The sequence below is a fragment of the Vibrio sp. La 4.2.2 genome, assembly GCF_027586995.1.
Lineage (GTDB): Bacteria > Pseudomonadota > Gammaproteobacteria > Enterobacterales > Vibrionaceae > Vibrio > Vibrio mediterranei.
The window spans coordinates 389,051-404,522 of record NZ_JAPPTJ010000006.1; the positions used below are offsets into that span (position 1 = coordinate 389,051).

Genomic DNA, 15,472 nt, shown 5'->3' on the forward strand with positions numbered 1-15,472 from the left:
GCTGGGTAATTAAGGTGTGAGTTATGGGTTATTTTTTAAGACGTTTGTCATTATATGCAGTAGCACTATTAGTTGCGGCTACTATCAACTTTATTATTCCAAGGGCGATGCCGGGCGATCCGGTCACTATGATGTTCGCCCATACAACGGTGCAAATTACACCGGAGCGTATTGCAGCAATGAGAGAGCTGCTGGGCTTTGTTGACGGTAATTTATTCGTTCAATATCTAACGTACATGAAGAACATTTTAAGTTGGGAGCTTGGTGTTTCGGTTCAGTTCTTCCCATTAACAGTTAGTGAGCTGTTAGGCGGCGCATTCGGTTGGTCACTGTTTCTGGCGGGAACCGCTGTCGTGATGTCTTTCTCTATCGGCTCGGTTCTTGGCATTTTCGCAGCTTGGAAGCGCGGTTCTCGTTTCGACACATTCGTTACCCCTGGAATGCTCATTATTCAGGCGATTCCACCTGTGGTTATTGCCATGTTAGCTATGTTCATCTTTGCGATAGGCCTGAAATGGTTTCCTACGGGCTATGCGTATACCCCAGGCACCATTCCTGAATGGACAAGCTGGGCATTTATCAAAGATATGCTTTATCACGCAGCGCTTCCCCTATTCTGCGCCACAATCATTCAAATCGGCGGCTTTCTAGTGAACATGCGTAACAACATGATCAACTTGTTGGGAGAAGACTACATCACCATGGCTCGCGGTAAGGGCTTAAGTGAAAACCGCGTGGTATTCAACTACGCAGCGCGTAATGCGCTCCTACCAAGTGTCACTGCGCTTTCTATGGCGTTGGGTATGGCGATAGGTGGTCAGTTAATCGTCGAAATCATCTTCAACTATCCGGGACTTGGCAGTGTCATGCTGAATGCAATTCATGCTCGTGACTATCAAGTACTGCAAGGACAACTTCTTATTATGACGCTCTTTATGCTGTTCTTTAACTTAGCTGCAGACATGTTGTATGTCGTGCTAGACCCACGTCTACGCAAAGGAGGAAAATAGTCATGAAAGGTTTTCTCTCTTTAGTTTGGCGCAACACCACTGCGCGTATCGGACTTATCATCATCGGCTTATTTATGTTTGTGGCCATTGCCGCACCTCTAGTCACCAAACATGCACCAGACAAGCGTACGGGTAACCCTCACGAATACCCATCAGCGGTGGTTAAGTTAGCACAAGCTAACCCAGACGGCTGGGTAGCGCAAAATCTAGCGGATGATCGTAGAACGTTACTCATGTCGAAAAAGGCAGATCATGTATTGGGAACCACGCGTATGGGGCGTGATGTATGGTCTCAAGTAGCTTACGGCGCTCGCGTATCACTGATGGTGGGTTTTAGTGCTGGCCTAATCGTATGCGTGTTAGCCACGGTAATCGGAATTTCCGCGGGTTACTTTGGCGGCCGTGTTGACAGTGTACTGACCTCGGCAATGAACATCATGCTGGTGATTCCGCCCTGGCCTCTTCTCTTTGTTGTTGCCGCTTTCGTTGGTGAGGCGGGGCCAATGACCATCGCGGTCGTTATTGCCTCCATCTCTTGGGCATGGGGAGCAAGGGTTATTCGTGCACAAACCTTATCGCTGCGAGAGAAAGAGTTTGTAAAAGCGGCTGAAGTACTTGGTGAATCACGACTACGCATCATTTTTGTTGAGCTGCTACCAAACCTAATCTCAATTGTTGGTGCAAGTTTCATCGGCTCAGTGTCTTACGCCATCTTGATGGAAGCCATTATCTCTTTCTTGGGAATGGGCGATCCAAACACCATCAGCTGGGGCATCATGCTTTATAACGTTCAAACTTCCTCAGCCATGCTGATTGGCGCATGGTGGGAAATTCTAGCTCCATGTATCGCGTTGACTCTTCTTGTTACCGGCTTAGCACTGCTTAACTTTGCCGTTGATGAAATTGCCAACCCGCAACTTCGTTCTCACAAAGGCCTTAAACGCTGGAAGAAAATCGCAGAACAAGACAAACAGGAACGCGAAGTACAAGTCGCGCCACAAAATGCACTTTGGAGCGGAGATCGTTAATCATGTCAGAACCACTAATTTCAGTCCGCAATTTGTGCGTAGATTACATCACTGAGGCAGGCGATGTTCGAGCGTGCAACAATGTTAGTTTCGATATCGCTAAAGGCGAAGTGTTTGGTCTTGCTGGGGAATCTGGTTGTGGCAAATCAACCGTTGCCTTCTCACTAATGCGCTTGCACAAGCCGCCCGCGTTTATTTCAGGTGGAGAAGTGATCTTCAATGGCGAAGATATCCTTCAATACAGTGATGATCGTATGCAAACTTTCCGCTGGAGCCAAATGTCTATGGTGTTCCAAAGCGCCATGAATGCTTTGAACCCTGTACTGACCATGGAAGAGCAGTTCTGTGACGTTATTATGCGCCATACCAATATGACTCGTGAACAGGCCGTAAGACGTGCTCAAGGCTTATTGGAGATTGTTGATATTCATCCAAGCCGTCTAAACGACTACCCGCACCAGTTTTCTGGTGGTATGCGTCAGCGCTTAGTGATTGCGATTGCTCTCGCCCTCAACCCGAAAATGATCATCATGGATGAGCCAACCACTGCGCTTGATGTGGTTGTACAGCGTGAGATTCTGCAAAAGATCTATGCCCTCAAAGAGGAGTTTGGATTTTCGATCTTGTTCATCACTCACGACATTTCACTCATGGTGGAGTTCTCAGATCGCATTGGGATCATGTATTCCGGTGAGCTTATTGAAGTCGCCCCTTCACAACAGATTTTAGATTCACCTTACCATCCGTACACAAAAGGGCTGGGAAGTTCATTCCCTCCTTTAACAGGTCCTAAAACCAAGTTAACGGGCATTCCAGGTAATCCACTAAACCTGTTGGAGATTCCACAAGGTTGTCGCTTCCAAGCACGGTGCGATCGTGTCCATGAAACATGTACCCGCGTGCCAACGAAGTTACGCCAAATTGAACCGAACCGTTTTTCTAACTGCCACTTATATGGCGACACCATCGCTGTATCGCAAGAGTTGTCATAAGCAACCAGCAACGAACTGAGCAAGTTATACAAGGAATTTCTGGAGAAACATTATGAGCAACTATGGTGAACTGCTGATTGAAGGCAAAAATGTTGTCAAAGATTTCGCAATAAACAGTAATACGCTAAAACAACCAATGATGCGTGCTATCAATGACGTCTCATTCAAAATGTACAAAAGTCGCGGCCTTGCGGTGGTTGGTGAGTCAGGCTCTGGCAAATCAACAACGGCAAAAATGATCGCCAAAATGTATGCCCCAAGTGGTGGTGAAATTAAATATCGCGGCCGTGATATTCAAGAGATCAAAGCGCGCAGTGAGTTGATGAAATACCGCGAAGGCGTGCAGATGGTATGGCAAGATCCGTTTGGTTCATTAAACCCAACACACACAATCTTTCATCATATTGCACGTCCATTGCTGATCCATAACAAGGTGTCGAAAAGCAACAAAAAAGAGCTAGAAGAGCGAGTGTACGATCTGCTCGATCAAGTGGGTTTAATTCCACCTAAAGAAACCGCAACCAAATACCCTCACCAGCTTTCAGGTGGTCAAAGGCAGCGTGTTAACTTAGCGAGGAATATTGCGGTTGGAGCAGAAGTTGTCCTGGCTGATGAGCCAACTTCTATGCTCGATGTCTCGATTCGAGCTGGCGTTCTCAACCTGATGGAAGAGATGAAGTTTGAGAAACAAATGTCATTGCTTTACATCACTCACGATATCGCAACCGCTCGCTATATCGCAGAAGATATCTCGGTGATGTACGTCGGCCATATGGTGGAATGGGGCGATACCGATGAGGTCATAGCCAACCCTCAACATCCCTACACCCAACTTCTTGTTTCTGCGGTACCGGATCCGAAGAAATCTATTCATGAGAAGTTGGAAGGTAATAAAGGCGAGATTCCACTCTGGACACCAGCCTCCGTTGGTTGCCCATTTGCGGGTCGATGCAAACACGCAACCAGTAAATGTACGGAAGCCTTACCGCCAGTGACCAAACTCGCCGATAACCATTTTGTACGTTGTTATCTCTACGAAAACTAATTAAACGCTCCTGTAATGGGAGCGCTTCTTCTCGACAGGTGAATGAAAAAACGATGCAATTGCTCACTAATCATATTGGCTATCAGGTAAACAATGCGAAACGCGCAGTGTTGATGTGTACTGATCCACATCATCCAGTGACGACTGCATATTTAGTTGATGCGTATTCTGAAAACACCGTTCTAGAGCTCACACTCGAAGGCGGACAGTCTGTCGACAACTGGCATTGTGGAGTGTTTTTTACTATCAACTTCAGTCAGTATCAGCAGGCGGGACGTTACTACCTTCGCTACCAGTCCGTTCGCTCTCATGATTTTGTTATTGAAGAACATAACCTATTAACGCGCAGTTTTTCAGATGTCATTCATTATTTCAAATCTCAACGCTGCGGTGGACAATTCGATGAACACGATAAGCAGGCGCGTATTATCGGCAGCGATGAAACCGCCGATGTGCACGGTGGTTGGTATGATGCTTCTGGAGATGTCAGTAAATATCTAAGCCACCTTTCCTACGCGAATTACCTCAATCCACAGCAAACTCCAATGGTGGTTTGGAATATGCTGAAAGCGGACGATCTCCTGCTTGCACAACAAGACGCCCCACACTTTGTGCGTGCACGTTTACAAGAGGAAGCGCTTTATGGCGCCGAGTTTCTTGCTCGCATGCAACATAGCGACGGTTACTTTTACATGACCGTATTTGATAAGTGGAGCAAAGATGTCGAACAGCGCGATATCTGTGCCTACGAGACTCAATTAGGTCACAAGAAACAAGACTATCAAGCGGGTTTTCGACAAGGTGCTGGCATCGCTATTGCCGCTCTTGCCAAAGCAAGCCAATCTGAGTCGGCCACCTCTTCTCAAGCAACGCATTTTATTGAGATAGCCCGAAAAGGCTATTGGCACTTACAAGAACATAATACGCAATACCTCAACGACGGCATTACTAATATCATTGATGAGTACTGTGCACTGCTGGCAACGGTCGAGCTTTATAAAGCGAGTGGTGAAGACCTTTATTTAGATCAAGCGAGAATCTGGGCGGACTCATTAGCATTGCGAGCCAAAGCCGACGACAACTACGACTTTTTCTGGTCTAGTGACAGCGATGGTTCTCGACCGTTTTACCACGCTGCTGAAGCTGGATTACCTGTCATTGCATTAGCAGAATATCTCGCTATTGAAACTAACCTAGAACGTCAACAACGTTTCGCGCAATTAGTCACACAAGCCTGTCAATTTGAACTAACAGTAACCGCTGAACTATTTAACCCCTTTAGCTACCCAAGACAGTATGTAAAAGGCGTTGATGAGCCAAAACGCTCTGCCTTTTTCATTCCACATAACAACGAGTCTGGATATTGGTGGCAAGGTGAAAATGCCCGTATTGCTTCTCTCGCATCCATGGCTTTGATTGCCAAGGACGTAGTCTCTGACAGTTCATTAAAGCAACAGCTAGAGAGCTATGCTACTCACTGCCTCGACTGGATATTAGGGTTGAACCCCTATGACATGTGTATGTTAGACGGTTACGGTTTTAATAACCCCGATTATCTACCGCAGCTAGGATTTTTCAATGCCCATGGCGGTATCTGTAACGGCATTACTGGCGGCTTTGACGATGAACGAGATATTGCATTTAACCCCAGAAATCAAAAAGACGACATGCTGCAAAACTGGCGTTGGGGTGAGCAATGGATTCCTCATGCTGCATGGTATCTGTTGGCCGTGGCACTAAAGCATAGCGATAGCAAAGGTGAGCATCATGGCTAGATTCATCGCGGGGATCGACGGGGGCGGCACCTCGTGTCGTGCCAGAGTTCTAGATAAAGATGGCACGATTATCGGTGAAGGTAAAAGTGGTAGCGCCAATATCATGTTGGGGGTTGAGGTTGCTTTAACCTCAATCATCGAAGCGATATCCGTCGCGCTGACACAAGGTGGTTTGGATAACTCCTACTTTAACCAAGTCGACGTGGGTCTAGCACTAGCAGGCGCAGAGCATAAAGCCAGTTACCTCGCTTTCCTATCAGCCCCGCATCCATTTGCCAGTATCACTCTAAATACCGACGGCTACGGTGCATGTTTGGGCGCTCATGAAGGCAAAGATGGCGCCATCATGATAGCGGGCACAGGCTCTGTTGGTCTGTTTATTTCAGGTACAACGCAGCACGTCGTTGGTGGGCGCGAGTTTCCGATTTCTGACCAAGGAGGCGGCGCTATCATGGGGCTAAGGTTGATTCAAGATGTGTTGCTTATTCAAGACGGTATTTTGGATTCTTCTCCTTTGGCCGACATCGTAATGACGCATTTTAACAATGACATTGACAATATTGTTGAATGGTCAAAGACCGCCTTGCCTAGAGATTACGGTCAGTTTTCACCGCAGATTTTTGAGTATGCCTATCTCAATGATCCTCTTGCAAAAAAATTACTGATGCAAACCGCCAGTGATATTGAGATGTTTCTTACCGCCTTGCATCAACGTGGGGCAGAAAACATCTGTTTAATGGGCAGTATTGCCGAACGTATTTTTGATTGGTTATCGCCAGCAGCGCAACGTTGGATAGTGTCTCCAAAAGGAGATGCAATGGACGGTGCGTTGATGATGGCAGGACAGCCAAGTCACAATCTTTACGATTGAGGTATATCTATGGACTTTCGTATCGACTTAGCAGTGATTGAAATCTTACCCAAAGGCAGCCGTTTTGGGCTTACACTGCACAATCTCTCTGAAAAAAGCGTGGCTAATTGGCAACTCAATTTTGCTTTCGACAGGCATATTGAGAAAACCAGTTTATCTCATGGAACGCTGAAGCAAGTAGGCAGTCTCTGCTCTTTATCGATAAACAACACGCCACTTTATGCCAACAACCACTGCTACGTAGAGTTTGCTATTTCTACATCACCATTCAAACTGCTCTCTGATGGTATAAAAGAAGCGTACCTAACCACAGATTCCGGTACGCAATGCACCGTATCTGTGTCACCTATTGTGTTGAAAGAAGCGATCGACCAACCAACTGAAGTACCTAGCGTCAAAGCAGCAAGACATAAGCTTATTCCAGAGCCGATGTCAGCTAACTTTAATAGTGGTGTCTATGAGCTAACTCGTTATAGTCAGATAACCGTCGACAATGGTGAGTTTCAATCTGCTGCCAATTGGTTAGCCGAAGAAGTAACTCGCTTGTTCAGTATCGAATCCAAGTCTATTGGTCAGCAAGATATTCATTTTAGGCATTCACCAGTACTGGATCCTGAAGAATATAAGCTGATCGTAAATGATAACGGTGTGGTCATTGAATCAACCAGTCAGTCTGGCTTTATCTATGGTGCAGCGACCTTAATTCAATTGATGGATTTTGATGTGGCGCGCCATACTCTCTACATTCCTTTCTGCCAAATACATGATAAACCTCGTTTTGCTTATCGTGGAATGATGATAGACAGTGCGCGTAGCTTCCAACCGGTTGAAGACATCAAACGCCTTATCAACCTGTTTGCTCATTATAAATTGAATACCTTCCATTGGCATTTAACGGATGATGAAGGGTGGCGTGTTGAAATAAAAGCGCTACCTGAGCTTACTGAGATTGGCGCTTGGCGAGGCCCAAATGAAACCCTTGATGCTCAGTTCCATCATATCAATCAGCGTTATGGCGGATTTTATAGCCAAGAAGAGATTAAGGACGTCGTAGCATTTGCAGCACAACGCGGCATCCAAGTGATTCCCGAAATCGATATTCCAGGTCACTGCCGTGCCGCCATCAAGTCATTGCCAAATATGCTGGTTGATCCTAATGACCGCTCTATCTACCGCAGTGTCCAACATTACAACGACAATACGTTGTCGCCAGGTATCGATGGCACATATCGCTTCCTTGATATCGTCTTGGAAGAGATTAGCGAGCTGTTCCCTGCTCCTTACGTTCATATTGGTGCAGATGAAGTACCTGTGGGTGTTTGGGAGAAAAGCCCAAGTTGCCAAGCTTTAATGGAGACTCACGGCTACAGTAGCTCTAAAGAGCTGCAGGGTCATTTACTTCGTTACGCTGAAGACAAACTGAAGTCTCTGGGTAAACGCATGCTGGGCTGGGAAGAAGCACACTTTGGACACAAAGTTAGCAAAGACACAGTCATATACTCGTGGCTAAGCGAAGAAGCTGCTATTAACTGCGCCAAGCTCGGCTATGACGTCGTACTGCAGCCGGGTCAAACCACCTATCTGGATATGGCACAAGATCACTGCCCAACAGAGCCTGGTGTTGATTGGGCAAACGTCATCACACTGGAGCAAGCTTACCTATATGAACCTCTCTCTGAGCTGAGCTCCGATGACCCAATCAAAAAACGGATACTAGGCATGCAAGCTGCGCTGTGGACTGAAATAGTCAGCCACCAGCAACGCCTAGATTACATGATATTCCCCCGACTACTCGCTCTAGCAGAGACCGCTTGGTGTCCAGAGAATCGAAAAAACTACAGCGCATTTTTAGCAAGACTGAAAGCCCACCTTAGCTTGTTGCAACGCCAAGGTGTTCAATATCGCGATCCTTGGACTCAGATCGAGGAAACTGAAAACGCGCATCTCCAGACGAACAACAATAACAACGATAAAATTTAATTTCCCCATAAGGATATAGACATGCAATACGGCTATTTTGACAACGAGAATCGTGAATACGTCATCACTCGTCCCGATGCTCCTGCGCCATGGACCAATTACCTTGGTACTGAAAAATTCTGTACTGTGATTTCTCATAATGCCGGTGGCTACTCGTTCTACAACTCACCGGAATACAATCGAGTCACCAAATTCAGACCAAATGCAAGCTTTGACCGCCCAGGGCACTATGTGTACCTGCGCGATGATGAAACCGGAGACTACTGGTCTATCTCTTGGCAGCCTGTAGCAAAGAGTCTCGACGAGGCTCAATATGAGGTTCGTCACGGTCTTTCTTACTCGAAATTTAAATGTGACTATGCGGGAATAGAGGCAACCAAAACCTTGTTTGTTCCTAAGGGTGAAGATGCTGAGATTTGGGATGTTGTCATTCGTAATACCAGTAATAAGCCTCGCACTATCAGTGCCTTTTCTTTTGTTGAGTTCTCATTCAGTCATATCGCCTCTGATAACCAAAACCACCAGATGTCACTTTACTCAGCAGGCACCGATTATAACGATGGTGTGATTGAGTATGACTTGTTCTACAACACCAACGATTTTGAAGGCTTCTACTATCTAGCATCAACCTTTGAACCCGATAGCTACGATGGTCAAAGAGATAATTTCCTTGGTGCTTACCGAGATGAATCGAACCCTATTGCCGTTGAACAAGGACGTTGTTCGAATCATACGCAAACCTGTTATAACCATTGCGGTTCCCTGCATAAACAATTCACTATTCAGCCAGGAGAAGAGGTTCGTTTCGCTTACATTCTAGGTATTGGCAAGGGCAACGGGGCCAGACTTCGCGCTAAATATCAAAACCTATCTGAAGTGGATAGTGCCTTTGAGGCCATCAAAGCTCACTGGGAGACACGCTGCGCGAAATTCCAAGTCAGCTCTCCGAATGAAGGCTTAGATACCATGTTGAATACTTGGACTCTGTATCAAGCTGAAACCTGTGTGGTTTGGTCTCGCTTTGCCTCATTTATCGAGGTGGGAGGTCGCACTGGCTTGGGATACCGAGATACGGCCCAAGATGCCATGGCCGTCCCTCACTCTGCTCCTGAAATGACTAAAAAACGCATTGTCGATCTGCTTCGTGGCCAAGTTAAGGCTGGTTATGGCTTGCACCTGTTCGATCCTGATTGGTTCGATCCAGAGAAAGCCGACGTTAAACCTTCTAAATCACCGACGGTAGTACCAACACCTAGCGATGAAGATAAGATCCACGGTATCGCGGATACCTGTTCTGATGACCACCTATGGTTAGTGCCAACTATCTGCCGCTATGTGATGGAAACTGGCGAAATGGACTTCTTCAATGACGTCATACCTTACGCAGATGGTGGTGATGCTACTGTGTATGAGCATATGAAGGCAGCGCTTGATTTCACAGACAAACATGTTGGTGCTACTGGTATTGCAAAAGGTCTGCGTGCCGATTGGAACGACTGCCTCAACTTAGGCGGAGGAGAATCCTCCATGGTAGCATTCCTTCACTACTGGGCACTGCAAGAGTTTGTCGACTTAGCTCGTAAATTGGGGCAACTTGACGATGTGGCGCACTATGGGCAGATGGCGAAAAAAGTTCAAGATGCCTGCGAGACTCACCTTTGGGATGAGGATGGTGGTTGGTACATCCGTGGTATTACCAAAAATGGCGATAAAGTCGGAACCAACGAACAGATCGAAGGCAAGGTTCATTTAGAATCAAACACTTGGGCGGTAGTATCGGGTGCTGTCTCCGAAGAACGTGGTAAGAAAGCCATGGACGCGGTCGACGAATACCTCTACTCCGATTACGGCTTGCATCTCAACGCACCATCTTTCGCCACTCCTAACGACGATATTGGCTTCGTCACTCGGGTCTACCAAGGAGTAAAAGAGAACGGGGCAATATTCTCTCACCCTAATCCATGGGCTTGGGTCGCTGAAGCTAAATTAGGACGCGGTGATCAAGCGATGAAGTTCTATGACGCTCTAAATCCGTATAACCAGAACGACATGATTGAAACTCGAGTTACCGAACCGTACTCCTATGTGCAGTTTATTATGGGACGTGACCATCAGGATCATGGCCGCGCCAATCATCCATGGTTAACCGGTACCTCAGGATGGGCTTACTTTGCCGCAACTAATTACATCCTTGGGGTTCGCTTAAGCTTTGACGGCCTTATCGTTGACCCATGCATTCCAACAAGCTGGCCTGAGTTTGACGTCACTCGAGAATGGCAAGGCGCAACTTACCATATCAAAGTTACCAACCCCAACCATGTCAGCAAAGGCGTCACATGTATCACCTTAAACGGTGACGATATTGAAGGTGCTATTCCTGCACAACCTGCGGGTAGCGTAAACCAAGTCAACGTTGTTCTCGGCTAATCAAAAGCCTGAGTTGACCATAATAATGAGCCCTACGGGGCTCTTCTCAAGGAGCAATGTATGATCAAATTTGGAACAGGCGGGTGGCGCGCTTTTATTGGTGAAGAGTTCACTCGTGATAACGTCAAACTGGTAGCGCAAGCACTGGCTAACATCATCAATGATGAAAACGTCGCAGAACGAGGATTTATCATCGGCTATGACCGACGTTTTTTATCGGACAAAGCGGGCCGCTGGTTTGCCGAAGTGCTAGCCGCGAACCAAATCCCAGTGCACTTTATCAATAAGTTTGTGCCAACGCCTATCGTTATGTTTAAAGCCAAGAGCATGAACTGCGCTTACTCGGCTTGCATCACCGCATCTCACAACCCTGCTGATTACAACGGCATTAAAGTATTTATTGAAGGTGGTCGCGATGCCGATGAAGTGATTACTGAAAAGATAGAGTCTCAAATCGCGACCTTAACTGCTACGGAGGTAAAATCTATCGACTTCGAGCACGCCGTGGACAACCAACAAATCATCGAAATAAACCCAATGAACGAGTTTGTCGATTCAATCATTGAGCTTATTGATATTGAATCCATTAAAAAAGCTAATCTACGTGTGTTGATCGACCCTATGTTTGGCGTAGCCAAAAATGCACTACAAACTGTACTGATTAATGGTCGCTGTGATGTCGATGTGATTAACGATGGGAAGAACCCTGATTTCGGTGGGCTTATGCCATCCCCTAGTGCTGCAACCCTATATCGCCTGAAACACTTGGTGGCAGCAGAAGGGTACGATATTGGTATTGGTACTGATGGCGACGCTGATCGCTTAGGGATTATTGATGAAAAAGGTAATTTTATTCACCCTAATGAAGTCTTAATGCTGCTTTATTACTACCTTCTTGAATACAAAGGTTGGAAAGGCTCAGTAGTGCGTAACATCGCCACAACCCACTTACTCGATAAAATCGCACAGAGTTATGGTGAAAAGAGCTTTGAGGTTCCCGTAGGCTTTAAGCACATCAGTGCCCAAATGGAGGCAGACGACTCATTAATCGGCGGTGAAAGCTCCGGCGGTTTAACCATTCGTGGCCATATCAAAGGTAAGGACGGCGTGTTTGCTTCTAGCTTATTGGTGGAGATGCTTAGTGTCACCAACAAAAAGCTCTCTGAACTACTTGATGAGATCTATAGCAAATACGGTTATGCCTACACGGCAGAAGGTGATTGCACCTTCAAGCCGGCTCAAAAGGACAGCCTTTACCATAAGATTTATGTCGAAAAGTCTCTGCCTGAGTTTGATTATGAGGTAGAGAAAGTCAGCTACTCCGATGGAGCAAAAGTTTACTTCAAAAACGGTGGTTGGGTCATTGCTCGCTTTTCTGGTACCGAGCCACTATTGCGTATTTTTTGTGAGATGGAAGATAAAGCGCAAGCAGAATATGTTCTTCAGCAGATGAAAGACTTCTTGTCTTTATAGTCTCTGCGTCCGCGTCTTCTTACCGTATATTGGGTTGAGTCACCTTCAATCCAAGTAAATAGTGAGAAGCTCCCTATAGGTGAAGAACATTTTGCCCGGTGACTGTCGCCGGGCTTTTTTGTACCTAGTCATTGGGGATGCCACTTTATTGCAAGAGAGTGACCTTTCGTGCGTATTTGAGCAGAGCAAATGAACTACACTTGAGTAATTAGGCAAAAGCCACAATACCTTGTGACTCTACGCTCACAGCCACGTTCTGGCCGACATCCAAGGCTTCCATCGAAGTACCCAATACCTTAGTACCCTCAATTTCTACCACATAGCGACAATGGTCACCCATGAAGTGCTGCTCAAGAATAGCGATCGAGCTGCTATCTGAGGCCCTTAACTGAACGTGCTGCGGTCGAACAAGCAACTGGCATTTTGCTCCCTGATCAATCAAGGTGCATGACGATGCTTCTATCTGACCAATGGCCGTATTAAATGTAGAGCCTGACAAGTACGTTGCGGCTAGATAGCTTCCGCCACCTAAAAAGTCAGCAACGAACTTGCTCGATGGACAGAAATACAGCTCTGATGCTGTACCGTACTGCTCAATCACACCTTGGTTCATCACCGCCATTTTATCGGCAAACGCAAACGCTTCTTCTCGACTGTGAGTCACAAAGATGGCTGTTACACCCTGCTTTTTGAAAATCTTGCGGATCTCTCGAATCAGCTCATGTCGTACTTGTGTATCGATATTAGAAAATGGTTCATCAAGCAGAAGTAGATCGGGTTTATAAGCTAAACTACGAGCAATGGCGACACGCTGCTGTTGTCCGCCCGATAGCTGATGAGGATAACGATCGCTAAACTGATCCAAATGAACCAACGTCAGCATCTCCTCGACAATCACATCTTGTTCTTGCTTAGCCATTCCCTTTAGACCAAAGGCTACATTTTGAGCCACGGTTAAGTGAGGAAATAGCGCATAATCTTGAAAGATCATACCGATATTACGCTGCTCTGGCGCTAGCCATACTTCACCATTGTCGATCACGCGCTCACCAAGCGTCATCACACCTTGAGAAAGAGGCAATAAGCCTGCCACCGCTTTGAGTAGCGTGGTCTTTCCGCAACCACTCGCGCCCAACAAGCAAACAATTTCACCTTGTTCAACCTGAAGCGATAAGGACTCTAAAATCGTCTGACCATCATATTGGCAAGATAGGTTTTTGATAGACAAAGCCGTAGTCATTAGTGGTTTTGCTCCAGTGAACGGTTAACAATAATAAGAGGTAGTAGGCCGACCAACACTAACAATACCGCTGGCATCGCGGCAAGTTCTAAGTGCTCGTCAGAAGCAAAGTTGTACACGTAAGTAGCCAGAGTCTCGAAATTGAAAGGACGCAATAACAGGGCTGCATTTAGTTCTTTCATGGATTCGATAAACACCAATAAACCAGCGATCAACACGCCCCGTTTAATAAGCGGTAAATGCACTCGAAGCAGCATTTGGTTCTTCTTACATCCCATAGTGCGTGAAGCCATATCAAGAGACGGCGATACCTTACTTAAACTGGTTTCAATACTACCGATAGCAACGGCAGAAAAGCGCACCACCATTGCAAAAACAAGTGCAAACATGGAACCAGAGAAAATCAATCCAGGGCGTTGCCAATCCATCCATTTAGCAAAATCGTTGACGCTGTGATCCATAAATAACACGGTGACCATAACCCCAATTGCCAAGACGGTTCCCGGTACGGCATAGCCAAGCGAAGAAGCGCGCATAAAGACCACACTTTTTCTATTTGGTGCAAGCCTACGATAGAAGTTCACGACGATAGCAACAAAGACACCAATAATCGCTGCCATCAATGACACTTTGAGGCTATTCATGGCATAGGTCTGAAATTCTTCGGTCCAGCTTTGTGCAAAATACTTGTAGGCGTAAATCATCAACTGACCAAGCGGCAAGATAAATGCAATCGACACTAGGCCCCAACACCAGAACAGCGCTAACCATTTTTTCCAGCCCGATAGCTCATAGCGAAAGTCTTCGTGACTGTTGTATTGGCTTTGAAATAGCTTTTGCTTACGTCGACTATAGCGCTCGGCGCCGAGTAACAACACGATCACCACCATCATCATGGCCGAGATCTTCGCAGCAGCACTTAAATTAGAATACCCCAACCAAGTGTCGTAGACCGCCGTGGTTAAAGTACTCACGGCAAAATAGCTCACGGTACCAAAATCGCCTATGGTCTCCATCGCCACCAATGACAAACCAACGGCGATAGATGGTCTAGCGAGTGGTAATGAAATGCGCCAAAAGCTTGCCAACGGAGAACACTTTAACAAACGTGCCGATTGCAACAGTGAGACGTTCTGCTCCATAAATGCCGCACGGCACAGCAGATAGACATAAGGATACAGTACTAGCGACAAGACAACTGTAGCACCTCCAACGGTGCGAATATCAGGAAACCAGTAATCCCCTGCTTGCCAGCTAAAGACATCTCGTAGCCATATTTGGATGGGACCAGCAAAGTCAAACCAATCAGTAAAGATGTAGCCAATGATATACCCCGGCATGGCTAGTGGTAGCACCAAGGCCCACTGCAACACTTTTTCACTTGGCAGTTTGCACATAGCCATCAACCATGCACTAGGAACCCCCAGAAACAAAGAGAGAACCAAGACACCAGCGACCAATTTCACCGTATTTAAGATGTAGGTGGGCATCACCGTCGCAAGAAGGTGCGAGAAGAGATCACTTGATTCACCAAGTGCAGTATAGAAGATCGCTAAAATAGGCAAAACCAGTAGCAGAGTAAGTACTCCACTACTGGTTTTCCAAACATCATTTTTTTCTTTCATTGCCTA

At 46.4% G+C, this 15,472-nt stretch carries 11 protein-coding genes; 9 read left to right on the forward strand and 2 right to left on the reverse strand.

The features are described from left to right. Positions 1-23 precede the first annotated feature (23 nt). The 9 genes from OH456_RS16350 to OH456_RS16390 are packed head-to-tail and all read left to right on the forward strand — an operon-like array spanning position 24 to position 12,601. Positions 24-1,010, forward strand: coding sequence for an ABC transporter permease (locus OH456_RS16350; protein WP_006075062.1), 987 nt, complete (start codon positions 24-26; stop codon positions 1,008-1,010). A gap of 2 nt (positions 1,011-1,012) precedes the next feature. Continuing rightward, positions 1,013-2,038, forward strand: a complete 1,026-nt coding sequence (locus OH456_RS16355; RefSeq protein ID WP_006075061.1) for an ABC transporter permease — start codon at positions 1,013-1,015, stop codon at positions 2,036-2,038. A 2-nt stretch (positions 2,039-2,040) separates the two neighbouring features. After that, the gene (locus OH456_RS16360) at positions 2,041-3,030 is read left to right on the forward strand and encodes an ABC transporter ATP-binding protein (protein WP_252038697.1); all 990 of its coding nucleotides are present in this window, start codon (positions 2,041-2,043) and stop codon (positions 3,028-3,030) included. 52 nt (positions 3,031-3,082) lie between these two features. Next, complete coding sequence (locus OH456_RS16365) at positions 3,083-4,075, forward strand: ABC transporter ATP-binding protein (RefSeq protein WP_270033878.1); 993 nt, start codon at positions 3,083-3,085, stop codon at positions 4,073-4,075. Between the two features lie 53 nt (positions 4,076-4,128). Then, positions 4,129-5,850, forward strand: a complete 1,722-nt coding sequence (locus OH456_RS16370) for a glycoside hydrolase family 9 protein (protein WP_270033879.1) — start codon at positions 4,129-4,131, stop codon at positions 5,848-5,850. Continuing rightward, a complete protein-coding gene (locus OH456_RS16375) occupies positions 5,843-6,721 on the forward strand; it encodes an N-acetylglucosamine kinase (RefSeq protein ID WP_270033880.1) in 879 nt (292 codons plus the stop codon). Before OH456_RS16370 ends, OH456_RS16375 begins: the two co-directional genes overlap by 8 nt. A 9-nt stretch (positions 6,722-6,730) precedes the next feature. After that, positions 6,731-8,701 (forward strand): beta-N-acetylhexosaminidase, encoded by a 1,971-nt coding sequence (locus OH456_RS16380; protein ID WP_236109183.1) that lies wholly within the window; start codon positions 6,731-6,733, stop codon positions 8,699-8,701. A gap of 21 nt (positions 8,702-8,722) precedes the next feature. Beyond that, entirely contained in the window at positions 8,723-11,128 is a 2,406-nt protein-coding gene (locus OH456_RS16385; RefSeq protein ID WP_088876657.1) for a GH36-type glycosyl hydrolase domain-containing protein, read from the forward strand. 60 nt (positions 11,129-11,188) lie between these two features. Beyond that, entirely contained in the window at positions 11,189-12,601 is a 1,413-nt protein-coding gene (locus OH456_RS16390; RefSeq protein ID WP_006075052.1) for a phosphoglucomutase/phosphomannomutase family protein, read from the forward strand. 208 nt (positions 12,602-12,809) lie between these two features. Here the strand turns inward: OH456_RS16390 and OH456_RS16395 are convergent, their stop codons facing one another. Next, complete coding sequence (locus OH456_RS16395) at positions 12,810-13,841, reverse strand: ABC transporter ATP-binding protein (protein ID WP_236109186.1); 1,032 nt, start codon at positions 13,839-13,841, stop codon at positions 12,810-12,812. Continuing rightward, entirely contained in the window at positions 13,841-15,466 is a 1,626-nt protein-coding gene (locus tag OH456_RS16400) for an ABC transporter permease (RefSeq protein ID WP_270033882.1), read from the reverse strand. The genes OH456_RS16395 and OH456_RS16400 overlap by 1 nt, the downstream gene beginning before the upstream one ends. Between the last annotated feature and the right edge of the window lie 6 nt (positions 15,467-15,472).

Bases quoted from the DNA above. Each gene is read 5' to 3' on its own strand.
- OH456_RS16350 (WP_006075062.1), top strand. From the start codon at position 24: ATGGGTTATTTTTTAAGACGTTTGTCATTATATGCAGTAGCACTATTA.
- OH456_RS16355 (WP_006075061.1), top strand. From the start codon at position 1,013: ATGAAAGGTTTTCTCTCTTTAGTTTGGCGCAACACCACTGCGCGTATC.
- OH456_RS16360 (WP_252038697.1), top strand. From the start codon at position 2,041: ATGTCAGAACCACTAATTTCAGTCCGCAATTTGTGCGTAGATTACATC.
- OH456_RS16365 (WP_270033878.1), top strand. From the start codon at position 3,083: ATGAGCAACTATGGTGAACTGCTGATTGAAGGCAAAAATGTTGTCAAA.
- OH456_RS16370 (WP_270033879.1), top strand. From the start codon at position 4,129: ATGCAATTGCTCACTAATCATATTGGCTATCAGGTAAACAATGCGAAA.
- OH456_RS16375 (WP_270033880.1), top strand. From the start codon at position 5,843: ATGGCTAGATTCATCGCGGGGATCGACGGGGGCGGCACCTCGTGTCGT.
- OH456_RS16380 (WP_236109183.1), top strand. From the start codon at position 6,731: ATGGACTTTCGTATCGACTTAGCAGTGATTGAAATCTTACCCAAAGGC.
- OH456_RS16385 (WP_088876657.1), top strand. From the start codon at position 8,723: ATGCAATACGGCTATTTTGACAACGAGAATCGTGAATACGTCATCACT.
- OH456_RS16390 (WP_006075052.1), top strand. From the start codon at position 11,189: ATGATCAAATTTGGAACAGGCGGGTGGCGCGCTTTTATTGGTGAAGAG.
- OH456_RS16395 (WP_236109186.1), bottom strand. From the start codon at position 13,841: ATGACTACGGCTTTGTCTATCAAAAACCTATCTTGCCAATATGATGGT.
- OH456_RS16400 (WP_270033882.1), bottom strand. From the start codon at position 15,466: ATGAAAGAAAAAAATGATGTTTGGAAAACCAGTAGTGGAGTACTTACT.